The following is a 24,249-nucleotide window of genomic DNA, read 5'->3' as shown; positions in this document are numbered from 1 at the left end:
CATAAAGCGTGAAAGCACCAGAAACAGAACCACCAGCTACGAAACCTGTACCAAAACCTACAGCATCGCCAACACTCAATGAAGATATTGCAAAAGAACCTCCATCTGAAACAATAATACTAGATGATATATCAGACTCATCAGCATCTTGTGTAATAGTGAAACTAATATCAGAAAGTGAGCCCTGAATTAAGTTACTTAAACTTAATTCAGAAGAAGGACTAAAGTCTGACTGAGAATGAACATTAGAACTTGAAATTATTAAAGCCAATAAAACAAAGCCGAAAAATAAAAATTTTTCACCAGCTCTAAATTTAGAAAATAAAGAAATCATAAATACTTGTTTTGGTTAACGAGATAGCAAAAGCCACCACCTAGCAAATATATAAAAAAAACAAGTTTAAAAAAACAAAAAAATAAAATGCGGAAAAAGAGTAGAAAAAAGTTACCCGACTAGGGCTCGAACCTAGACTCTTCTGGACCAAAACCAGACGTGTTGCCAGTTACACCATCGGGCAAAATAGGTCGACAAAAGTAACAATTAAAATTATAGCCACAAAAAAATTATTACAAATGTTTTAAATCATAAAAAACGTTCCCCAATAGGAAAATTATTTACTAAATTCGCAACAAAACTATTATTTTGTCCTCATGAACTATATTAAATCAAACAACCTAATAGGTTGGCTAACATTTTCAATAGCATTTTTTGTATACTATTTAACTATCGAACCAACCGTAAGCTTTTGGGATTGTGGAGAATATATAAGTACGGCATATAAACTAGAAGTAGGACACCCTCCAGGTGCCCCTTTATTTCAGTTATTAGGAAGATTTTTTAGCTTATTTGCTAGTGATGTCACCAATGTTGCATTCATGATAAATTTGATGTCTGCTCTATGTAGTGCATTCACAATTTTATTTTTGTTTTGGACCATCACAGCCTTGGCAAAAAAGATAATTTTCATATCAAATGAAAGCAATGAACTTTCTACAGCCCAAAAAATTGGAATTTTTGGAAGCGGATTCGTGGGGGCTTTAGCATACACTTTTTCTGATTCATTTTGGTTTTCTGCAACGGAAGGAGAGGTATATGCAATGTCATCAACATTTACAGCTATAACCTTTTGGGCAATTTTAAAATGGGAAAGTGAAGCCGACGATAAATATGCTGCAAGATGGATTATTTTAATTGCCTATCTAGTAGGTCTTTCTATTGGCGTTCACCTTCTAAATTTATTGGCTATCCCAGCTCTTGTATTTATTTACTATTTCAAAAAATACGAAGCTTCTAAGTGGGGAATTATTAAAGTTTTTTTACTGGCAGTTGTGATTACTGGAGGTATTCAAGGTGTCATAATTCCACAAGTAGTTAATTTTGCAAAGGGATTTGAACTGTTCTTCGTAAATACGATAGGGCTACCATTTAACTCAGGAACAATAATCTACTTTGTTCTTATATTTTTAGGAATATTTTTTGGTTTAAAATACGCCAAACAAAAAGGCAAGCCAACTGTAGGAATTGCTTTAGTGAGTTTTGCTACAATCTTAATCGGCTACTCTACATTTTTCATATTAGTTATTCGTTCAAATGCAGACACTCCTATTGATGAAAATAATCCTGAAGACGCCGTAAGTTTACTTGCATACTTAAACAGAGAACAATATGGTGATTGGCCCATTCTAAATGGGCAATATTATAATGCCAATGTGGTTGATTTGGAAGACGGGACTCCTGTTTATACAAAAGATGAAGAGTCTGGAAAATACGTCATAACAAACGACAGAAAAAATTCAAAGCCTATTTACGACTCAAAATTTAGCGGCTTTTTCCCAAGAATGTGGAGCTCTCAACAACCCTCACACGCAAAAGCCTACCAACAATGGAGCGGTCAAAAAAACGCTAAGCGACCACCAACTTTTTCAGAAAACCTAACCTACTTTTTTAGGTATCAATTAGGGCATATGTACTTTAGATACTTCATGTGGAATTTCTCTGGTCGTCAAAATGATATTCAAGGTCACGGCGAAATAAATAAAGGAAACTGGTTGAGTGGTATTCCGCTTATTGATGAGAAAATTCGAGGCTTGGGACCTCAAGACAATATCCCAGAAACCATGGCTAATAATAAAGGAAGAAACATTTACTTTATGTTACCTTTTTTACTTGGGGTTATTGGGTTACTTTATCATATAAAAAAGAATAAAAATGATGCCTTGGTAGTCTTCTTATTATTCCTGTTTACTGGAATAGCAATTGTGGTTTATATCAATCAATATCCTTTCCAACCTAGAGAAAGAGATTATGCTTATGTCGGTTCATTTTATGCCTATGCCATATGGATAGGCTTAGGAGTTCTAGCTGTCATTGATTTTCTTTCCAAAAAACTTTCAGCACTAAATAGTTCTGTTATTGCTACCCTACTCTGTTTATTGTTAGTGCCTACATTGATGGCAAAAGAAAATTGGGACGATCACGATAGATCTAGAAGGTACACGGCAAAAGATGTTGCAACCAATTACTTAAATTCTTGTGCGCCAAACGCTATAATTTTTACTAACGGAGATAACGATACATTCCCTCTTTGGTATGCACAAGAAGTTGAAGGCATTAGAACCGATATAAGAGTTGTAAATTTAAGTTTATTCAATACGGATTGGTACATCGACCAAATGAAAAGAGCTGCTTATGATGCTGCGCCAATTCCTAGTTCTATGACCTGGGACAAATACAAGCAAGGCACTAGGGATTACATTATTATAAAAGACAACAATAAAGGATATGTTGAAGTTAAAGACGTTGTTAACTTTATTGCTAGTGATAATGATAAAACAAAAGGCTTTACTAGAAATGGTCAGAAAGCTAATTATTGTCCTACTAATAAACTCAAAATTACTGTTGACAAAGATGACGTAATAAGTAAAGGCGTTGTTCCTGAAAGTTATAGAGACAGAATTGTCGATGAAATAAAATGGGAGTTAAAAGGCAATGGATTTAGTAAAAATGAAATGATGGTTCTTGATATTCTTGCTAATTTCAACTGGGAAAGACCTATTTACTTCGCTATAACAGTAGGTTCTGGAAACTTCATGGGCTTAGAAAAGTATTTTCAACTGGAAGGCTTGGCTTATCGTTTTGTACCTTATTTAGCCAATTCAAACGATGGTCAAACAGGTGAGATTGCTACAGACATAATGTATGACAATCTTATAAATAAATTCAAGTGGGGGAATATGCAAGATCCTACTATATATCTAGATGAAACAAATATGAGAATGACGATGAATTTCAGAAATAATTTCTCTAGATTATCTGACGCACTTATCAAAAAAGGCGAATTTGATAAAGCCGAAGTAGTGCTTGATAAATGTGTAGAAATTATGCCTCATGAAGCTATACCTTACAATTACTTTAACTTGCCAGTAGCTGAAGGATATTACAGAATTGGCAAAACAGAAAAAGCTAGAGAGGTTATTAGTATTTTAACCGATACCTATTTTGACGAATTAGACTATTATAATTCCATAGACGAAAAGTTATTAAGTAAGATTCAAAGGGATTATCAAATAGCTAATCAAATTATTTCAAACATGTATAGTTTAACCACAAGTTATAAAGATGAAGAGTCTCAGAAGAAGATAGTTGAACTTTACGAAAAATACCAATAAAAAAATCATTTCAAGAGAGCCTTTCGGCTCTCTTTTTTTATGCTTAAACTAATTAAAATACCTACTTTAATACAACTTCTTTTCCCTTCATTATTATGGAGTAAAGAAAGGAACAAGAACATACTTTACCTAACTTTTGATGATGGACCATGCAATAGCTTAAGTCCATTTATATTAGATGAGTTAAAAAAACATCAAGCTAAAGCTACTTTCTTTTATTTAGGCTCGGAAGTAGAAAAATATCCTCAGCTAGTAAAAAGATGTCTTACAGAAAATCATCAAATTGGAAATCATACTTACTCACATCCCAATGGTTGGAAAACAAAGGACAATGAGTATTATCAAGACATAGAAAAGGCTAACAAACTCATTAACAGCAATTTATTTAGACCTCCTTATGGAAGAATTAAACCTTCCCAAATAAATTATTTAAAAAAATACTTTAAAATTATAATGTGGGATGTATTAAGTTGGGACTTTGACAAGGAAACCTCTGCAGAAGAATGTTACAATAACATTATTAATAATACAAAATCAGGTTCAATTATAGTTTTACATGAAAATGAGAAATCGGCAAAAAATGTAAAAGAGGTGTTGCCTAAAGTACTAAGCTATTTTAGTTCGAAAGGTTTTAAATTCGAAAAACTATAAGCTGTTCAATCTAGCATTTACATCTAGCCAGCCGCCACCATTCTCCACCTGATTAACCCCATTTGCTATTAAGAAGTCTATCACTTTTTGAGAGCGTACACCAGAAGCACAAAAAACTAACATAGGTTGTAATTCCTTAAGCTCATCTAGTCTGTTAACGACCTCATTTAGAGGAATATTAATAGCATTTGGAACACTCCCAGCATTGAACTCATCGGGAGTTCTTACATCAATTAAATTTACTTTTTCCATTTCGTCTAGTTTGAACAAGATTTTCCTAATGTTAGAGGTACGTCTTGTTGTGATAATTTTGAATAACCTCCTTCGATATTAATAATATTCTCAAAACCGTTAGCAGCTAAAATTGAACAGGCTATCATTGAACGGTATCCACCAGCACAATAAACCATAATATTATCTTCTTTATTCAATGTAGCTATTTTTTGAGACAACTCTTGTAATCTTATATGAGTAGATTGACTAATATAGCCATTAGAACGTTCACCAGGCTTTCTTACATCAAGAATGTGTTTATGCCCTTGATTTATTTTATCAGTAGCTTCTTCAGGAGAATTATTAGTAATGACTTCAAGATCTCCTTCATAAGAATCTACGCCACCATCTAAAAAGCCAATAACATTTTCATATCCCACTCGAGCAAGGCGAGTAATAGCTTCATGTTCAAAGCCTTTGTCAGCAATTAATAACAATGGAGATTCTGGACTAAGAATAGCTCCTACCCATGGGGCATATTGTCCTTTTAAGCCAATATTAATTGAGCCTTTAATAAATCCTTTCGAAAAATCTTGAGGTGAACGACTATCAAGTATCACAACATCATCTTTATATAATTCAGAAAATTCAGACGACATTAATGGTTTTAAATTTTTTGCAATCACCACATCTAAATCATCATAGCCCATTTTATTCATTTTTACATCTGTAAAAAAGTAGGCTGGTGGTGTTAGTAAACCATCTGTTACTTCGGCAATAAATTGTTCCTTACTTATATTCTTCAAAGCATAATTAGACTGCTTTTGCTCTCCTATGGTAGAGGAAGTTTCAGAGCCGATATTTTTACCGCAAGCTGAACCAGCACCATGCCCCGGAAAAACGATAATATGGTCAGCAAGAGGCATTAACTTAGACCTTAATGAATCGAATAGCATAGCCGCTAAATCTTCTTGTGTAATGTCTCCTGATTTAACAGCTAAGTCTGGTCTACCTACATCACCAACAAACAAGGTGTCTCCAGTAAAAACACTATGCTCATTCCCATTTTCATCAGATAACAAAAAGCAAGATGATTCCATAGTATGACCGGGAGTATGAAGTAATTCTATTGAAACATTACCGACATTAAATACTTCTCCGTCAGAGCCTTTATGATAATCGAAACTAGCATCAGCGTTTGGACCATAAACAATTGTAGCTCCTGTTTTTTTTGCCAAATCAAGGTGGCCAGACACAAAATCAGCATGAAAATGTGTTTCAAAAATATATTTGATAGTGGCATTATTTTCAATAGCCATCTGAAGATATACATCAATATCTCTAAGAGGGTCAATGATTGCAACCTCTCCATTAGACTCAATATAATAAGCCGCTTCAGACAAACATTTGGTGTATAATTGTTCTACTTTCATGAGTTTTTTTTAAAAATGATTATTTTAAAAGAACATTTCTTTAGCAAGAATAACTATTGACATGAACAATACAAAAATACCAAATGATTTCTTTAAAATACGTCCATTTATCAACTTTGAGAAATAAGTACCAATTAAAATTCCTACAATAGAGAATGCTGTAAAAGTTAATAATAAATTCCAGTCGATAGCATTATTTAATTCTGCAGTAAAGCCTAAAATTGACTTGATAGCAACAATTAATAAAGATGTTCCTACCGCATCTTTCATACTAATATTTGTAAGCAGCAATAAAGCAGGTATAATTAAAAACCCACCTCCTGCACCAACAAAACCCGTTATAAGTCCTACAATTAAACCATCTAAAGCAATTAATAGGAAGTTATTTTCTCGATTATTATTATTCCTAAAATTTAGTTTCCAAGAAAATAACATCGAAAGGGCAGCAATAAGCATTACTATCGCAAAAAAGACTAATATAAATGTATCTTTTTGAATTGAAAAAAAATGAAAAAAATGCAGGGATTCCGATAAATTAGGGAGTATCCATTTTCTACTTACAAACACACCTAATAAAGAGGGAATAGCGAAATACAGAGTTATTTTATAATTGATTTCTCCTCTTTTAAAAAACCTTTGAGCACCGACTAGAGCAGACACTCCTACAACAAATAATGAATAAGCCGTAGCACTTACAGGCTTAAGACCCATTATATAAACTAAAATAGGAACCGTCAAAATTGACCCTCCACTTCCTAACAAACCAAGGATAATTCCGACTAATAATGCTAGAAAATAAGCTATAAAGACCATTTTTTTATTGTGTTATTTAAGGTTAAAAAACGACTTAACTAACATTTTGATGTTAACAAAAGAAAAGTAGATTAAATCCGAACGAAGACAAAACGTATAAATTTGCTTGTCGTAACATTTGTTTTTGGTTAGCTTTATTGTTAGACAATTTAAAAGTCCTCTATTAACACTGGAGGGCTTTTTTTTATTTCGCCTTATTGAATCTAAAGCCTAATTTAAATTCATTTGTACCGCTTGTTACTGTTGATAGTTCAGAAGTTACAAAATCGTGTGCATAAGCAACATAAAAACGTTCGTCGATATCAACTCCAATATACATACAAGCAGCATCATTAAAGCGATATGATAAAGCCGTCCATAACAAATCCTTGTAGGTAAGCTTTGTCATTAACTCTATACTGGCTGGTGCTGGAGAAGACAACATCAATAGTAAGGATGGCTCTATTGTGAAGGCATCATTAATATCTTTGATGTATCCACCTCCAACGAATATATGATTTGTCAAACCTCCCTCAATCAAGCTATAATCATTATACTCGTCTTTTACTGTAAAGGTACTTGATAGAAGCTGTGGCAAAGCAACAGATGCATAAAAATTATCAGCATATAAATATGCCCCAAAAGTAGCTGTTGGAACAACTGACGATAAAACAGGAGAGTTAAAAACAGGGTCACCATCATCATAAGGATTGATGATAGTATGATCCAATCTGTATTGTAAAAAACCTGCAGATAAACCTAATGATAAACTAATATCATTTTTAACTCTTAAGTGATAGGCGTAACTCAAAGTAATCCCTCTTCTGCTATCTGCTCCTGCAACATCTTTGAAAGCTGTAGCTCCAAGACCCATTTTTTCGTTTCGTAATAAACCATAACCGCTAATTACATCGGTTTGAGGAGCCTCTCTAACACCTGACCACTGGTTTCTAATAACCGCATTCAATTGAGTAGTCCCATCAACTCCAGCAAAAGCAGGATTGTATAAAAAAGGGCTTAACTGATAACTTGTAAATTGTGGTAACTGTTGTGCGAACGACACGTTACACATTACAAGCAAAACAAAATATAATATGAATTTTTTCATTCTTTTATCTTACAATGGTCACTGGACCAGTTAAAGGTTCTTTATTTAAACTACTATCAAATGTTATGATATAGTAGTATGTTCCAACAGGCAAATCACTACCATTAAATTTACCATCCCAATTCTCAATACTAGGGTATGATGATGACCACAATGAAGCACCCCATCGGTTAAATATTTCAATTTTAGATGATTCATATTGATTTAAATAGCTGATTTCCCAAGTATCATTATATCCATCACCATTTGGAGAGAATCCTTCATTCATTCCTACAAAAACTCGAACTGTATCATTGCCTATACAACCTGTGACAGTATCCAAAGCATAAGCTATATAATTAGTAGTGATAAGAGGGCTAACTACTATATCACTTGTTGTTTCAGTCGTACTCCACAAATAAGGCGGCTCTCCATCAATTATAGTAAGTGTTGCACTTTCACCTCTAATAATACCGAAGTCTTCATTAGAAGCAATGACAGGGTTTAGAACAACTATATCAAGTTCATCAGTGAACGAACATGCTGAAGCATAATCACTCACTGTCACAAAAATAGTAGATGAATTGGTAACTACTAAACCTAATTTAGATTCATCTGAATTTATTTCTTGAAATGGATTAATAGACCATGAGTAAGTACTATAGTCATTAAATCCATTGGCATCAATTACTATACTATCACCATAACAAATGCTCATTGTTGCATTGTAGTTAAATGCTCTAGCAGGGTGAATCTCAACTTCTTCCGTATAAATACAACCATTATCATCAGTTATGGAAAGTAAAAATAAGGTGTCAGATACATCGTTATCTGCTGGGAAATCAACTACTATATTAGCATTATTTATCGCTGATGATTGATAATTTAAACTTGGAGAAATACCAGAAATAGGTTCGATCTCATAATTGTAATATCCATCGTTAAATGGTGTGGCTCCGCTTGCATGAACAACTATACTTCCATTTTGTCCTTCGCAATATTCATTTACAACATCGAGAGATACAGAATATGCATCAGGTTCGAATATTGTGTATGAAGATGATGATTTACAACCATTGTTGTCGGTAACCTCCACAGTGTAATTTCCTGCTGATAATATACTAGGATTCTCACCATCCCAATCTATATTAACATATGGAGATGTACCACCGGTAATTTGGTTATTCAAACTTGCTGTACCATCAGAAAGTCCATTACAACTAACATTGGTGGTATTTACTGAATTTATCAATAACGGATTGTCAGGACCGTCTATTTCATAAGTAGCTGTTATTTCACAGCCGAATGCGTCTGTAATTACAACATTATAAACACCCTTTGCTAAATTTGAAACATCTTCGTTAGTCGAATTGGTACTAGGACCAGACCATTGAAAATCATAATTTGGTGTACCTCCAGAGACTACAAGGTCAATAGCTCCATTTGTTTCACCATAACAATCGTTATCAACGATACTATATGTTGTAATTTCTACTATGTCGTCAGGTGAAGTAACATAAACAGAGTCAATTAATATACATCCTTCACCATCAGTTATAATGTTTGTATACCACATACCAGGTGCTAAACCAACAGCAGTTGCTGAATGTTGATTTAGAGGGTCATTCCAATCGTAAGTATAAGGCAACCAACCGCCAACAACATTGAAGTTAAATGAACCATCAATTGCTCCAAGACAAGAAACAGATGTAGTATCATTTGTGTTAGTTAAGCTAAAAAGTTCCGAGTAATCAATTGTTATACTATCACTACCGACGCAACCATTATTGTCGGTGTATGTAGCAAAATAAGTTCCTGCACTTAAATTACTTGCTTTAGGTATTAGGGAGATATTATTATTTTGAGAGTTTGTCCATACCACAGAATAATTTCCAAAACCTAATCCACCTGAGAAAGTAGCAGTAGCTTCACCATCATTATTACCCTCACAACGAATATTGATTACATCTTCGAAATCAACATCAATAGCATCGGGGTGAGTTAAAGAAATTTCAGCTTGGTTTGTACAACCTCTAGAATCAGTCACCACAACTGTATAGTCACCTTGAGGCACTAAGGATAAGGTGTCAAATCCAGCAGAAATATTAGTTCGTATATCATCAGATTGAGTAGATACATACCACTTGAAAGTAAATGAACCTGCACCACCACCAGCATTAGCTAAAATGATACCGTCAGAAAAACCGAAACAAGAAATATCCTTACCGTTATAACTAGATAACACAGATAAATCTACGGTAACGTCTAACGGCTCATCTACAATAACGGGAGAGTATGTAATTATACAACCGTTATTATCTTCTACTTCTAGTTGATATGAACCTGGTAAAAGATTATTAACTGTTGGGTTGATAGCTGATAAATTACCTGGCCAAAGATTTACTCCATTCTCATTTTGCCAACTGTACGAATAGCCGTTACTTGATGGCGTTCCGCCTGAAACCAATACAACTGATGCCGAACCATCAGAAGAACCGACACAGCTTACATCTTCTACAGCAACGCTAACACTTATAGGAGAAGGAGCTAATATTTCAATGTCTTCTAGTTCATCGCTACAACCTAAGGAATCTCGAACAGTAGCGTTATAAAAACCTTCCTCCAAACCGCTAAATGTAGATAGGTATTGCCAAGTAACTCCGCCATTTAAGGAGTATTCATAGAATGGAGTTCCTCCAGAAGCAGTCAATGATATTTGACCATTTTCATTACCATAACATAAGTTATCTACGGTTCCTAATAATGAAAGTGTAGGTGTATTAGTTTTCGAAATATAAATACTATCAACAGTATAGCAAGAGTTAAAATCCCAAATGTGAACATAGTAAAAACCTTCTGTAAGGAATTCGACATTAGGACTATTAACTGAAGGGTTTAGTGTATTATTTTCTAACTGAACAGGTTGTTGATAGTCAATGTCATAAGACCAAAGATAGGTATAAGGAGTAGTACCTCCTGTTACCGAAACAGAGGCCGTAGCATCCCAACCTAAACAACTTTCTAATGTTGATGAAATATTGACAACCTCAATTGCCGATGGGTGTGAAATATAAAAGGAGTTATTTAACTTATCACAACCATTTGCATCAATAATATCATAAAAATATAAGCCTTCTGACAATCCTGAAACCATAAAGGTATCAGCAGAAAGTTGAGTAAAAGATAAAGATGAAGTATTTGAACTCAAAGTATAGTTGGTTGTTCCTCCAGAAATAATTATTAGAGCTTCTCCATCGTCACCATCATTGCAAGATGTTGGGCTTAGAACTTGAACAACACTAATTGGCTCCGGCTCAGAAATCTCGTAAGATATAGATTGCACACAACCATTAGCATCTTGAATAGATAAATTATAAGTTCCAGCCGATAAACCAGTTATTGAATCTGAAGTTATTTGCTGTGAGAAATTTGGGTCGTTAACAAACAACCAGTAATAATTTCCAGGGAATGGATTACCTCCTTGAATATTCAAGAATATTTTACCATTATCATCACCATTACAAGCAAGCATTGTCGTTGAAGAAGGGTCAATCTCAACAGTAATAACAAAATTTTCTTCAATTAAAACTGACGATTGGGTATCGGTACAACCGTTACTATCTGCTACGCTAAGAGTATAACTGTTTGATAATAAATTGGTAAAAGTAGCAGTAGTGTCGGATGATGTCACATTGCCTACACCACTTAAAGTATAAGTAAAAGGATAAGCACTACCAAAAGCTGTAACCTTAAGCTCCCCTAGCGTATCTCCTGAGCATAAGTTGTCTGTTGTATTGATAGAAGTAATTTCAACTGGAGCAATTTTTGGCACAAAAACCATAAAATCTTTCTCACAACTCTTAGAGTCTGTTATCTTAACAAATTTATTTTCACCTCCTGATAATAATATTGCTGTTGATGAAGATTGACCGGATTGAACCCAATCATAGGTATAATTAGGAACACCACCAGATGCAGTTACAGTCACTTGCCCGTTATCAGCATTACAAGTTTCTGGGGTGATTCCTGAAAATTGCGCCTGTATCTCTGTGTTCTGCTGTATTTCAAAAGTTTCACCAAATTCACATCCATTGCTATCAATAACGGTAATCTGGTATTGACCACTAGGGATATCCGAAATAGTGAAAAAGGATGGCGCAGGCGTACTAGTGTTGCCAATATTAGGTAGTGAGGAAAAATTATAAGGACCTGTACCTCCAATAACCTCAACGTTTATTTGACCTGTAGAAGCTCCAAAACATGCTACATCAACATTTGGAATTGGGTTGACTAATAACATTTGATTAGGTTGATTTAAAGCAATATTTAAAATAGTATCGCTACAATTATTGTTATCAGTAACAATAACATTGTATACTCCATCGGAAACATTGCTTAAGAAATCAGAGCTAATGACTGCTGTATCTCCATACCAATTGTAAGAATAAGGCAAAGTACCACCTACGGAACTAACCGAAATATAACCATCAGAACCACCAAAACATAATGGATTTGAAATGGAATCGATTGAAAGCTCCAATAAAGAAGGCTCAGTAATTACTGTATCAATTGTTTGAGATACACATAATGTTTCATCAGTAGCAAATACGGAATAGCTTCCTGGTGAAAGTGCTACAGCACTAACTGCATTAATAGCTAATGGTAAACCATCTTTTGACCATGAAAATGTTAATTCTCCGACGCCACCTGTATGGGTAATATCAATACTACCATTATCAGCACCGAAACATGTGGAGTTAACCACATTGTCAAATGATAATACAATTTCATCTGGCTCAGCTATCTGAATTAGAGTGTCAAAAGGACAACCTTTAGCATCAACAACAGAGACATTATAATCGCCAGTGACAAAGTCTGAAACCTGAAAACTAGTGTTTGTTAAAGTATCCAAAGTGCCAATTGTTATATCATACGGAGTTGTGCCACTTGAAGGAGTAACAACTATAGAACCGTCTGCTGAATTAAAACAAGATAAATCTGTAGATTCAACATCAACAGACAAGAAAGGAACTTCTATTACGGAAAGTGTAGTATCCTTTAAGCATCCAAAGGCGTCCTCAGCAAAAATAGTGTAATCCGCAGCTGGCAAGTCTTCAAACAAACCAGTAAGTTGAGGAATGTTTATTACATACTGATAAGGCGCATTACCACCGTATGCTTGAACATGTAAGTTAGCTAAAGAATCTTGACAGAAAATAGTATCATGAGTCAATACATCAAAAAATATTTCAGGATAAGTTAGCACCACAAAAGTTCCTACACCAATACATCCATTGGTGTCTCTTGCATATATATCATGAGACCCAGCTGTTAAATCTTCAAAAAGACCAGAAGATTGCCAAATCACATTATCAATACTAAATTCTAGAGTGCCTCGACCTCCAGAAGCAGAGACTTCTAAGGCTCCGTCATTAAGTCCAAAACATTTCACACTATCTTGACTAATCAAACTCAAAGTTACCGGTGCAACTGTATCAACTACACTAAATAACTTTTGCGCAGTACAACCATTGGCATCAGTAACCGATACGGTATAATCCCCTGATGTAAGTCCAAAAATATCTTCATCAGTCGAAGTAAATGCATTGGTACTTGTCCAACTAAATGTGTAATCTAAAGTATCGACAACATTTCCATTAGCATTGTTTATTGATTCTCCAACACCACCAGTCACATCAATTTCAACAGAACCAGATGACCCAGAACTACAGACCACTTCAGATGCTATACCTTGAATATCTAAACTATCAGGCTCTCTTAAAGTATAATTTCTTGTAGATTGACAGCCCGATTCTGATGTAAATAAAAACACGTATTGACCGGCGCACAAATTATTTTGACTACTACTATTGGAAGTCGCTGTCGTAGAGCTATAAAAAGGTGCTCCAAAGACTGAATCCATATACCAATCAATAGTATACAATTCGGATGGATTAGTGAGGTTTACAAAAATTTGACCATTACAGTCTCCATAGCAATTAACGTTGTAGCCGTTTGTGAAAAAAGTAGGACTAAATACAGTAGTGGCAATTGAATTAGACGTTAAGCTAATTGACTCAGAGCAACTATTAACATCTTGTGTGGTAATGGTATAATTACCTCCAAAAAGACCCGTAAGAGTAATAGTGTCTTGAGTAGAATTATAGGTTGCTGTTGTAAAGTTTGGGAACTGAACCTCTATGCTGTAAGGATGGGAATAAACCACATCGACAATTCCGTTACTGTTACATAAATCGTTTTGAACAACAATCACATTAAAGGAGCCACATTGAGCATAGGATTGAAGAACGGAGGAAAAGCAAACTAGAAAAATCGCTATTACCTTTATCTTATCTAATATTTTCAAAATATTTAAGTTTTAAATTATCTGAAATTTTGATTCGCAAGATACAAAAATTAACAAAGTTTTTACATATATACAAGATAGTATTAAAAGAAATAAACAAAAGAGTGTTAATCTGATTTTATTACAAAAAATTAAGCTGTTAAATGAATTAAATTTATAATTGAATTAATTTTACTAAATTTGAGGGTAATTTATTGCTCCTTAAACTATGAAAATCAACCTCTTAGAAGCTTTTACAGCTTTAATTTCAACTTACATTTTCTTACTTTTTTTACTTTGTTTTAACTCAAAAAAATACGCTATTCTAGCTTATAGAGTATTCCGTCTTTTCAACGTACAAATATCCTTATACTTGATATTTATTTTTTGTTGTTCTTTAATAATCTTATTGGATTAATTTTTGACAAACAGTTGCTTTTCCGAAATTTCTTCTGTGGAATATATGAAATAAACACCTTGGCTAAGTGCGTGCGTATTAATTTGATTCATACCAGAGTTAATTTGTGATTCTAGCACAATGTTACCCAACATATCAACAACAACTACACTGTTTACTCTATTTAAATTTTCAATATTTAAATAATTTTGGCAAGGATTTGGATACACTGAAAACAATGGCGATTCTGTGTCATCAACAGAAGTTGATTGACAAATCAAATTATATAAAAAATCACTGATGAATGGAACTGTTGTTCCTTCTATATCTAAAATTGGTGCAGCATGACCCCCAGAAGGAAAAGTATACAAATCATTAATCACACCGACATTCTCCAACTCTTCATGGATTTTGCCAGAACCACACAAATAAGGTAGCGATGCATTTCCCAAGGCATTAGCACATTCGTAGCTAACAGTATTATCATCTGAAGCGTGCAAACTAACTGTTGGCTCGTCATCAGCATCAATAAAGTCAAGAGTATTGATAGCCCCAGCCAATAAAATTGCTCCGCTAACTTCAGAGGAATAACCACTATTACCACTGTTGCCTTCTATTCCTCCTGCTTCATCATAAAAGGATTGGAATTCAGCAGGAACTTGATTGTCATCAATGACAGATAAATGAGCCGCCGTTACAGCTCCTGCGGAATATCCTCCAACAAAAATGAAATTAGGATTTATTCCATAAGCATTATTATTCTCAGCAACATCTTTTCTAAAATAACGAACTGCAGCTTTCATATCGGACACCGAGTTAAGTACCGTTTGTGAAAAAATATCCGAAGCATTAGGACTGAGCAAACTTAATGAGGAAGTCAGACGATATTGAATCGATGCAGTAACGTATCCTCGCTTAGCAAAGGCTTCACAAAGACTTATCATTGGCGGATTATCTTTGTTGCCTGTGACATAAACCCCACCATGTGCGAAAATTAATACCGGTCTATTTATAGCTGTATCGCCCACAGGCTGGTAAATATCCATATCCAAGCCAGAGTCTAAAGCTGACCAATCGTAAACATCTGTATATTCAACAACGGTTTTGGAAACTTCATCAAAAATTTCACTTTCATAACGCCCATCACACTGTGAGAAAAGCTGAGTAGATGTAAAAAACAATAGAGCAATTAAAACGTACTTCATGATTTTAATTTGTATGCTCAAATATAGTAATTTAAGCTTTTAGTTTTGACAACTGTTGTTCAATAACTTCGTCTTCAATCTTGGAGAATAACAAATTTGCTCCATTGATTTTATGCCCCGACTGTAATTCTTCAATCTTATCCCAGCGACCAAGTTCAATATTTAGCATATCACTCAATTTTTGAGCTGTGAATGGCAGAAAAGGCTCAGATAATACTGAAAGATGAGCCGCAATTTGTAAAGCAATATTTAAAATCGTTTGAGTTCTTTTTTCGTCTGTTTTTTTCAACTTCCAAGGCTCAGTATCTGCCAAATATTTATTCCCCAATCGAGCTAAATTCATTACTTCCGATAAGGCTTCTCTCAACTTGTAGTTTTCAATCAATTGCCCGACTTTTTCAGCGCAATTAGAAAGCTCTTCTAACACTTCTTCATCATAAGAAGTAAATTTGTCTTTAGTAGGAACATGACCATCCCAATATTTGTTGGTTAGCACAACCACTCTATTAATAAAATTGCCAAAAATTCCGACTAACTCACTGTTGTTTCTAGTTTGAAAGTCAGCCCATGTAAAATCAGTGTCTTTGGATTCAGGAGCAGTAGAACATAAGGCATAACGTAGCACATCCTGTTGACCCTCGAAATCTTTCAAATAATCGTGTAGCCAAATCGCCCAATTTCTAGAGGTAGATAGCTTTTGACCTTCCAAATTTAAGAACTCATTAGCCGGAACATTGGTAGGCAATACAAAATCGCCGTGAGTCTTTAAAATAATAGGGAAAATAATAGCATGAAAAACGATATTATCTTTACCTATGAAATGAATAAGTTCAGCATCATTTTGCCAATAGTCTTGCCAATTTTTATTGTTTTCAAGAGCCCATTGTTTGGTGGCTGAAATGTAGCCAATGGGCGCGTCTAACCACACGTATAAAACTTTACCTTCAGCCCCTTCAATAGGCACTTTTACCCCCCAGTCTAAATCGCGTGTCATAGCACGTTCTCTTAAGCCGCCATCAATCCATGATTTGCACTGACCAATGACTTGAGAACGCCAATGCTTTGGGTTATGTAGTTGTTTTCCATTAAAAACGCCATTTTCTATCCAATCTTTCAGCCAGTCCTCGTGATCTTGCATAGGCAGGTACCAATGTTTAGTTTCTTTCATTACTGGTTCGTTACCACTCAGAGTAGATTTTGGATTTATCAACTCAGTAGGACTTAAAGCTGAACCACATTTTTCACATTGATCGCCATAAGCATTATCGTTACCACACTTTGGACAGGTTCCAACAATGTATCTGTCGGCTAAAAACTGTTGATGCTCTTCATCATAAAACTGTTGAGATACACTTTCTGTAAACACCCCTTTTTCGTGTAAAACCTCAAAGAATTCTTGAGCGGTTTGATGATGCAATGGATCTGAAGTACGATGATAAATATCGAAGTTAATGCCAAAGTCAGCAAACGATTGTTTATTAAGCTGATGATAAGTGTCAACAATTTCTTGTGGACTAAGCCCTTCTTTTTTTGCTCTTAATGTTATAGCAGCACCATGCTCGTCAGAGCCACAAACAAATAAGACATCATCTTGTTTTGATTTTCTGTAACGAACATAAATATCAGCAGGAAGATATGCTCCAGCAATGTGTCCAATATGTAAAGGTCCGTTGGCGTAAGGCAAAGCAGAAGTGACCGTATATCTTTTTTTTGTCATTAACTTGTTCTAAAAATTTATCTTCGCAAAGATATTAAAAGGTATCATACCTAAACGATGAATAAAGAACAATCTAGTTTACACATACCTCCTTACTTAAAAGAAGGTGACAAAATAGCTTTAATTTCTACTGCACGAAAAATAAGCAGAGATGAATTACAAGAAGCCGTAGGATGTATTAAAAGCTGGGGCTTAGATGTTGTATTTGGTAAACACCTTTTTAATAGCCATCATCAATTTTCCGGTAAAGATGATGAACGTACTAAGGACTTACAAACGATGTTGGATAATCCTGAGGTTAAAGCTATTCTATGTGTTCGTGGAGGCTATGGAACCGTTCGTATAATTGATGACATTGATTTCAGCCAATTTCAGAAAAACCCCAAATGGTTAGCTGGATTTAGTGACATTACGGTTTTGCACTCGCACATACACAAACTTAATATTGCTACTTTACACTCCACCATGCCAATAAGTTTTTCTAGTAATACTTCTGAAGCTTTAAAGAGTTTAAAAGACGCTTTATTAGGAAAACATTTAAGCATAGAAATAGACCACCACCCTTACAATAGATTTGGACAGGCAAAAGGGCAAATCGTTGGCGGCAATCTATCCATTTTATATAGTCTAATTGGCAGCCCATCAGACCTCAACACCGATGGTAAAATATTGTTTATAGAGGACTTGGACGAATACTTATACCATATAGATAGAATGATGATGAACCTAAAAAGAAGTGGTAAGTTATCTAATCTTAAAGGACTAATTGTGGGAGGAATGACAAAAATGAACGACAATACTATTCCTTTCGGTAAAGATGCAGAATCAATCATCAAAGATATGGTTTCTGAGTACAACTACCCTGTTTGTTTTGGTTTTCCTGCTGGACACATAAAAGACAATAGAGCACTGAAATTGGGCGTGATAGCTGAACTTAAAGTAGATAAACAATCTAGCTTAAACTATGAACAAAGCCCATGAAATAGGGCGTCAAGGTGAAGCTATAGCTTTGCACTTTTTAGCCTGTAAAAAACATCAAATATTAGAGAGAAACTGGCGTTGGCAAAAAGCCGAAATCGACATTATATCTCAAGATAAAAAGACCATAGTTTTTGTTGAAGTCAAAACTAGAAGCACTGAGCGTTATGGACAACCCAAAGAGTTTGTTAGTCTTCGTAAAGAAACCCTAATGAAAGAAGCCGCCGAAGCCTATTTAGAAATTAATGAATTGGAACTAGAACTGCGTTTCGACATTATCAGCATAGTGCTAAAAAACGGAAAAACAAAGATTGAGCACCTAGAAAATGTATTTTGAGAAGTGATTTAGCTACCTTTGCACAAATTTGGGAGATGGAAAAAAAGAATAAGAGTTTTAACAAAAGTAAGAAAGAGGATTCTAAAAATGGTTTCAATAAAGGAGATAATAAAAAGTCTGCTTTTAAAAAACCCTTTGCTAAACGTATATCCAAAAAGCCTGTAAAAAGCGATAAGCCTGGCATGCGATTAAATCAGTTCATTGCACATTCTGGAATAAGTTCACGTAGAGAAGCCGATAATCTTATAAAAGCAGGACTCGTACAAGTCAATGGTAAAATTATTGTAGAGATGGGCTTTAGAGTAATGCCAACAGATACCGTTAAATTCAATAAAGAAACCATAGCCTCTGAAACCAAGCGTTATTTACTATTAAACAAACCCAAAGACTACCTAACGAGCACTGACGATCCTAAAAAGAAAAATGTATACGAACTCATTGCTAAAGCCTGTAAAGAACGGCTTTATCCTGTCGGACGCCTAGATAGAATTACTTCTGGTCTTTTATTATTTACTAACGATGGCGAACTATCCAAAAAGCTAACCTACCCTAAACAGCGAGTTAAAAAAATATATCACATTACACTAGATAAAAACCTAAAAGCGGCAGACTTAAACAAAATAAAAGAAGGAATTAGTGTAGATGGACACGTGGTAGATATCGAAACTATTTCTTACATTCAAAATTCACCTAAAAAAGAAGTTGGTGTTGAAATTCATATCGGTAAAAACAGCACATTAAAAACCTTATTTGCTCACTTAGGATACAAAATTGTAAGAATGGACAGAGTATATTTTGGAGGGTTGACCAAAAAAGATATTACTAGAGGCAGATACAGATTTTTAAGTGATAAAGAAGTATCAATGCTAAAAATGATTTAATTTAGCATAATACTATTTTAATCTAGCCGTTAAAAAATTATGCGCATTCTTAAACGTATTTTACTCGCCCTGATTGTATTAACCATTTTATTGGTTGGTTCTTCTGCTGCCTACGTCTATTACCAACAAGATGACCTAGAACAAGCAGTAATAAAAGAAATAAACAAACGCTTGAAATCACCTATCAATATTGGTGATATTGAGTTTTCTGTCATTAAAAATTTCCCATTTGCTAGTGTTGAACTCAACAATATTCTTGCTATTGATGCTTTTCAAGAAGATACTTTGTGTGAAATAGAGTTACTCCAGCTGAAATTTAACGCACTAGATTTATACAACAATATTTATATCATTCAAGAACTAACATTAAAAAATGGCTTTGCATCAATTTATTACAAAGACAGTTTGCCAAACTATGAAATTTGGCACAGTACTCAAGATAGCTCACAGGAAGAAAATATAGACTTTGGCTTAGAAAACATCAACTTAGAAAATTTTAAAATTTCTTATGCTACTGACGAAATTCAGTCCATTTTTATCAATAATGAAAGCCAACTACAACTAAGCATAAATAATGGTAGAACAGAAATCAATTTGGAAGGGGATATCACTAACGAAAAACTGATTTTAGACGGCATAAATCACCTACCATCAAAAAAATTAAATGTCAATGGTGACATCGTTATAGATTCATTAGGATTAAATATTAAATCAGCCATAGCTATAAACGACATACAACTTGACTTAGACTTTGAGAGTACAGACAAAGCTATGACAGTCAAATTAAACACATCTGAATTCGAACTAGAACCCACTTTAAATCTCATTCCTAAAAATTATCTTTCAGCTTTAGAAGGCTATGAACTTCAAGGAAAAAGTGCTATTAAATTTAATTACATCAGCGACCAACAGAAAGAAGCCTATATAAAGGTTGATTTTGATTTGAAAGAAGGCTATATAAAAGGCAAAGATTTACCTTTTGAGATGAATGAGACATCTTTGAAGGGAAGTTATTCTAATGGTAAGCAGCGCACAGACGCAACTACAGAAATAAAACTCGACAACATACAATTTATAGCAAATGGCGAGTTAGTTCAAGCTAATGCCACTATACAAGGGCTCGAAAACCCTACCCTTATTACTGATTTCAACACTCAAATGCAACTCTCTGAAATAGAGAAATGGGGCTATGAACACGATTTTAAATCCTTAATCGGTGACGCTCAAATCAAAGGCACATACAAGGGGAAAATAGGCCTCAAAAACAAAGTCACATATGACTTGGCAATGGCTGAAAAGACAGCAGATTTAACTATCAATAACTTAAGCTTTCATAGTGACCAACAAAGCCCCCAATTAAGCGATGCTAAGCTTCACTTAAAGCTTATCGATGACAATGTGAACATCTCAGCATTTAATGGCACTCTTGCCAAAGAGAGTAAAATCAATTTTGTTGGAGGTATTGAAAATGTATTTTCCTATTTATTCCTTAAAAATGCTAATTTAAAAATTGCCGGTAATCTCAGCTCTGACTGGATGATAGTAGACGAATTTTTAGATGATACAAAAAAGACCACAGAAACACCCCAAGAAAGTAAGCCTCAAGCCATAAATTTGCCTAACGATATTGTTGCTAACATAAACCTCAATCTATTAGACTTAACTTTCGACCGTTTCCACATGCGAAACTTTTCCTCAAAAATTAGCTATAAAAACAAATTGCTCAAAGCAAAGGATATTGTGCTAGAAACTATGTCAGGAAAGATTACTTCAAACCTCACTTTTGAGCAAGTTAAAGATGGTAAATTAAGACTGATTAGCACAACAGGGCTAGACAATATTAATGTACGACAGCTATTTTATGAGTTTCATAACTTCGGACAAACTACAATGCGTCACAAACATTTGAAAGGAAAGATAGATTCAGAGATTTACCTAAGAAATGAATGGGATAAATACTTCAACCCTATTGATAAGCACCTCTACTCTTTTATTGATGTAAAAATTAATAACGGTGAGCTTTTGGACTTTGAGCCTTTAATGATGATGTCAGATTATATTAGTGTAGAGGAATTAAAACGAATAAAATTTTCTACTTTAGAAAACCAAATTGAGATTAAGAATAACTTAATTGACATACCATTTATGGAAATTCACTCTACTGCCATAGATATTGCTGGAGCAGGAACACACTCTTTTGACAACGTTATGGACTATGAGTTTAAAATCCTATTGAATGAAATATTGGGCAATAAGTTTAAACGAGAAAACAAGAAAAAGGTGTCCGAATTTGGTGTCGTTCAAGACGATGGTGTTAAGGGTATGACTATGTTCTTAAAAATGCAAGGCACAGTAGATGACCCACAGATTTCATACAATACCTTACGACTAAGAGAGTCATTAAGTGATGGTTTTAAGAAAGAGAAAAAAGAACTGAAAGACGTTATTAAAAATCAGTTTGAAGATAAAGACAACGATAATCATATACAAGGCAATCCGGACTACGATAATATCATTGAATGGGAGGAATAAATATATATAGCACGAGGAAAAATTGGAAAATTGTCCTATTTATCTTTGCCACTATCATCTGCCTAGCATCACTAACCTACACCAACAAGCTCGTCAGTGATTTAGATACAGAAGAAAGGAAAAAGATTGAATTGTGGGCAGAAGCCACCAATCAATTGGTCAATTCAGGTATGGGACCTACCAATAATATTTTGGCAAGTCGCATTATGCAAGAAAATACAACTATACCGATTATCCTAACCAATGAGGTTGGCGAAATAATCGGAAATAGAAATTTGCCAAAACGACCTAATCAAGAAGCGTTTTTACAAAAACAACTGAGTTTAATGATGGAACAACACGAACCCATCATCATTGAAGCCAAAATGAATGGACAAGTCATCTTAACACAGTACCTCTATTACAAAGACTCTTACATTTTAAGTCAGTTACGCTTTTACCCTCTTTTACAATTACTAGTTATATTCTTATATGTGGGTATTGCCTATTTAGCATTCAATCGTTCCAAAAAGTCAGAACAAAATTTAGTGTGGGCAGGCATGGCAAAAGAAACCGCTCATCAGATAGGCACTCCCCTATCTTCACTGATGGCATGGGTGGAAATTCTTAAAGCTAAAGAAGGTATGACTGAGATAAGTAAGGAGATTAATAAAGATGTCAAACGATTAGAAACTATAACAGAACGTTTTTCAAAAGTAGGCTCAAAACCTACATTGGAAAATGAAAGCATCTATGAAATTCTGAATCAAACGGTATCCTATTTGCAGGATAGGTTATCCTCTAATGTACACCTAGAGCTCGACAATCAGTGCAACGACTCCACTGCTCCAATAAATAGTACATTATTTGAATGGGTTGTGGAAAATATCTGCAAAAATGCTGCAGATGCGATGGATGGAAAGGGAAATATTAAAATCAAACTATTCAGCGATTCGGATTATCTAAAAATAGACATTTCCGACAACGGAAAAGGATTACAAAAAGCCAATTTCAAACGTATTTTTGAGCCTGGATTTACTACCAAAAAAAGAGGGTGGGGATTGGGATTATCCTTGTCAAAACGAATTATCGAAGAGTATCATTTAGGTAGACTCTACGTCAAAAGTTCATCTAAAGAAGGGACAACCTTTCGTATTTCTCTTCACAGAAATTAAATTCCACAGCTTCCTTTACCACGTTTAAATAAATATTCTTGGTGATATTCTTCTGCTCTGTAAAACGTTTGGGCAGGCACAATTTCTGTCACTATGGGCTGACTAAACTTGCCAGACTTATCTAATTCATCTTTAGTACGCTTAGCAATGTCTTCTTGTTCACTATCGTGGAAGAATACTGCCGAACGGTATTGAGTTCCTACATCAGGACCTTGGCGATTAAGTGTAGTTGGGTTATGGTTTTCCCAAAAAAGTTGTATCAGTTCATCAAAGCTAATTTGTTGGGGGTCGTAAACAACTTCTACTGCTTCAGCATGCATGGTATTCTCATAACACACCTCTTTGTAGGTTGGGTTTTTGGTATGACCACCAATGTAGCCTACATCTGTAGAGTAAACCCCTTTTAGCGTTCTAAAAAGTTCTTCCACACCCCAAAAACAACCAGCCGCAAAAGTGGCTTTCTTCAATTTTTCATCGGCTATAAAGCGAACACTGATACTATTCACGCAATGGCGCGTATTTTCAGGAGTTAGGTTTTCTCCAACAAAAACGTGTCCAAGATGACCGTCACATTTGGCGCAAGTAATTTCTGTACGCTCGTAACCCAAATCAAAATCGGAAGTTTTCTTGATAGCCCCTTCTTTAACCTTGTCAAAAGCTGGCCAACCACAACCAGCATCAAACTTATCGGACGAATCATACAAATGACTACCACAAGCTCGGCAGACAAAAATACCGGCTTCATAAAAGTTATCGTATTCGCCAGTAAATGGAGCTTCAGTGCCTTTATCTACAATTACTCTTTTTTCTTCAGGGCTTAAATTTTCAAAATAATTAGGGTTCATTGGTGTCGGCGT

Annotated in this window: 16 protein-coding genes and 1 tRNA gene; 7 read left to right on the top strand and 10 right to left on the bottom strand. The window is 34.7% G+C overall.

Features of this window, described 5'->3' with window-relative positions; translation table 11 throughout:
* Window positions 1-334 (bottom strand): hypothetical protein (locus ISP71_05725; GenBank protein ID MBL6663588.1); only part of this gene is annotated, 334 nt, incomplete at its 3' end.
* Between the two features lie 111 nt (window positions 335-445).
* Window positions 446-518 (bottom strand) — tRNA-Gln (locus ISP71_05720).
* Between the two features lie 133 nt (window positions 519-651).
* Between ISP71_05720 and ISP71_05715 the strand changes: the two genes are divergently transcribed.
* Both ISP71_05715 and ISP71_05710 read left to right on the top strand, forming a co-directional pair.
* Window positions 652-3,669, top strand: a complete 3,018-nt coding sequence (locus ISP71_05715) for a DUF2723 domain-containing protein (protein ID MBL6663587.1) — start codon at window positions 652-654, stop codon at window positions 3,667-3,669.
* 39 nt (window positions 3,670-3,708) lie between these two features.
* The gene (locus ISP71_05710; protein ID MBL6663586.1) at window positions 3,709-4,320 is read left to right on the top strand and encodes a polysaccharide deacetylase family protein; all 612 of its coding nucleotides are present in this window, start codon (window positions 3,709-3,711) and stop codon (window positions 4,318-4,320) included.
* Here ISP71_05710 and ISP71_05705 read toward each other — a convergent pair.
* From ISP71_05705 to metG, 7 genes are all read right to left on the bottom strand, one after another.
* Window positions 4,315-4,572, bottom strand: a complete 258-nt coding sequence (locus tag ISP71_05705) for a rhodanese-like domain-containing protein (protein ID MBL6663585.1) — start codon at window positions 4,570-4,572, stop codon at window positions 4,315-4,317. The two genes, ISP71_05710 and ISP71_05705, sit on opposite strands and share 6 nt — an antisense overlap.
* A gap of 5 nt (window positions 4,573-4,577) precedes the next feature.
* Window positions 4,578-5,966 carry an MBL fold metallo-hydrolase gene (locus ISP71_05700; protein MBL6663584.1) on the bottom strand — a complete coding sequence of 463 codons (1,389 nt, stop codon included), beginning with the start codon at window positions 5,964-5,966 and terminating at the stop codon, window positions 4,578-4,580.
* A 24-nt stretch (window positions 5,967-5,990) separates the two neighbouring features.
* Entirely contained in the window at window positions 5,991-6,779 is a 789-nt protein-coding gene (locus tag ISP71_05695) for a sulfite exporter TauE/SafE family protein (GenBank protein MBL6663583.1), read from the bottom strand.
* A gap of 184 nt (window positions 6,780-6,963) precedes the next feature.
* Window positions 6,964-7,866 (bottom strand): type IX secretion system membrane protein PorP/SprF, encoded by a 903-nt coding sequence (locus ISP71_05690; GenBank protein ID MBL6663582.1) that lies wholly within the window; start codon window positions 7,864-7,866, stop codon window positions 6,964-6,966.
* A 4-nt stretch (window positions 7,867-7,870) separates the two neighbouring features.
* Window positions 7,871-14,212, bottom strand: a complete 6,342-nt coding sequence (locus ISP71_05685; protein ID MBL6663581.1) for a gliding motility-associated C-terminal domain-containing protein — start codon at window positions 14,210-14,212, stop codon at window positions 7,871-7,873.
* A gap of 393 nt (window positions 14,213-14,605) precedes the next feature.
* Window positions 14,606-15,793 carry a carboxylesterase family protein gene (locus tag ISP71_05680; protein MBL6663580.1) on the bottom strand — a complete coding sequence of 396 codons (1,188 nt, stop codon included), beginning with the start codon at window positions 15,791-15,793 and terminating at the stop codon, window positions 14,606-14,608.
* 31 nt (window positions 15,794-15,824) lie between these two features.
* Window positions 15,825-17,510: a methionine--tRNA ligase gene (metG, locus tag ISP71_05675; protein ID MBL6663579.1), complete on the bottom strand. Its 1,686-nt coding sequence runs from the start codon at window positions 17,508-17,510 to the stop codon at window positions 15,825-15,827.
* A 57-nt stretch (window positions 17,511-17,567) separates the two neighbouring features.
* Here metG and ISP71_05670 point away from each other — a divergent pair, with 57 nt between their 5' ends.
* From ISP71_05670 to ISP71_05650, 5 genes are read left to right on the top strand one after another with little or no spacing between them, the layout of a single operon-like run.
* Complete coding sequence (locus ISP71_05670; protein MBL6663578.1) at window positions 17,568-18,491, top strand: LD-carboxypeptidase; 924 nt, start codon at window positions 17,568-17,570, stop codon at window positions 18,489-18,491.
* A complete protein-coding gene (locus ISP71_05665) occupies window positions 18,475-18,825 on the top strand; it encodes a YraN family protein (GenBank protein ID MBL6663577.1) in 351 nt (116 codons plus the stop codon). The genes ISP71_05670 and ISP71_05665 overlap by 17 nt, the downstream gene beginning before the upstream one ends.
* A 35-nt stretch (window positions 18,826-18,860) precedes the next feature.
* Window positions 18,861-19,706, top strand: a complete 846-nt coding sequence (locus ISP71_05660) for an rRNA pseudouridine synthase (GenBank protein MBL6663576.1) — start codon at window positions 18,861-18,863, stop codon at window positions 19,704-19,706.
* Between the two features lie 39 nt (window positions 19,707-19,745).
* Window positions 19,746-22,238, top strand: coding sequence for a hypothetical protein (locus ISP71_05655; protein MBL6663575.1), 2,493 nt, complete (start codon window positions 19,746-19,748; stop codon window positions 22,236-22,238).
* Entirely contained in the window at window positions 22,226-23,392 is a 1,167-nt protein-coding gene (locus ISP71_05650) for a HAMP domain-containing histidine kinase (protein MBL6663574.1), read from the top strand. Before ISP71_05655 ends, ISP71_05650 begins: the two co-directional genes overlap by 13 nt.
* Here ISP71_05650 and ISP71_05645 read toward each other — a convergent pair.
* A complete protein-coding gene (locus ISP71_05645) occupies window positions 23,389-24,237 on the bottom strand; it encodes a bifunctional methionine sulfoxide reductase B/A protein (GenBank protein ID MBL6663573.1) in 849 nt (282 codons plus the stop codon). The genes ISP71_05650 and ISP71_05645 overlap by 4 nt on opposite strands.
* Window positions 24,238-24,249: the final 12 nt, after the last annotated feature.

This window comes from Flavobacteriales bacterium, assembly GCA_016779995.1.
In the GTDB taxonomy this organism is placed as follows: domain Bacteria; phylum Bacteroidota; class Bacteroidia; order Flavobacteriales; family UBA7312; genus UBA8444.
Note: the sequence above shows the minus strand (reverse complement) of the source record. Positions and strands in the feature narration are given on the sequence as shown.

Bases quoted from the DNA above. Each gene is read 5' to 3' on its own strand.
- ISP71_05660 (MBL6663576.1), top strand. From the start codon at position 18,861: ATGGAAAAAAAGAATAAGAGTTTTAACAAAAGTAAGAAAGAGGATTCT.
- metG (MBL6663579.1), bottom strand. From the start codon at position 17,510: ATGACAAAAAAAAGATATACGGTCACTTCTGCTTTGCCTTACGCCAAC.
- ISP71_05650 (MBL6663574.1), top strand. From the start codon at position 22,226: ATGGGAGGAATAAATATATATAGCACGAGGAAAAATTGGAAAATTGTC.
- ISP71_05715 (MBL6663587.1), top strand. From the start codon at position 652: ATGAACTATATTAAATCAAACAACCTAATAGGTTGGCTAACATTTTCA.
- ISP71_05655 (MBL6663575.1), top strand. From the start codon at position 19,746: ATGCGCATTCTTAAACGTATTTTACTCGCCCTGATTGTATTAACCATT.
- ISP71_05680 (MBL6663580.1), bottom strand. From the start codon at position 15,793: ATGAAGTACGTTTTAATTGCTCTATTGTTTTTTACATCTACTCAGCTT.
- ISP71_05710 (MBL6663586.1), top strand. From the start codon at position 3,709: ATGCTTAAACTAATTAAAATACCTACTTTAATACAACTTCTTTTCCCT.
- ISP71_05695 (MBL6663583.1), bottom strand. From the start codon at position 6,779: ATGGTCTTTATAGCTTATTTTCTAGCATTATTAGTCGGAATTATCCTT.
- ISP71_05690 (MBL6663582.1), bottom strand. From the start codon at position 7,866: ATGAAAAAATTCATATTATATTTTGTTTTGCTTGTAATGTGTAACGTG.
- ISP71_05665 (MBL6663577.1), top strand. From the start codon at position 18,475: ATGAACAAAGCCCATGAAATAGGGCGTCAAGGTGAAGCTATAGCTTTG.
- ISP71_05670 (MBL6663578.1), top strand. From the start codon at position 17,568: ATGAATAAAGAACAATCTAGTTTACACATACCTCCTTACTTAAAAGAA.
- ISP71_05645 (MBL6663573.1), bottom strand. From the start codon at position 24,237: ATGAACCCTAATTATTTTGAAAATTTAAGCCCTGAAGAAAAAAGAGTA.
- ISP71_05705 (MBL6663585.1), bottom strand. From the start codon at position 4,572: ATGGAAAAAGTAAATTTAATTGATGTAAGAACTCCCGATGAGTTCAAT.
- ISP71_05700 (MBL6663584.1), bottom strand. From the start codon at position 5,966: ATGAAAGTAGAACAATTATACACCAAATGTTTGTCTGAAGCGGCTTAT.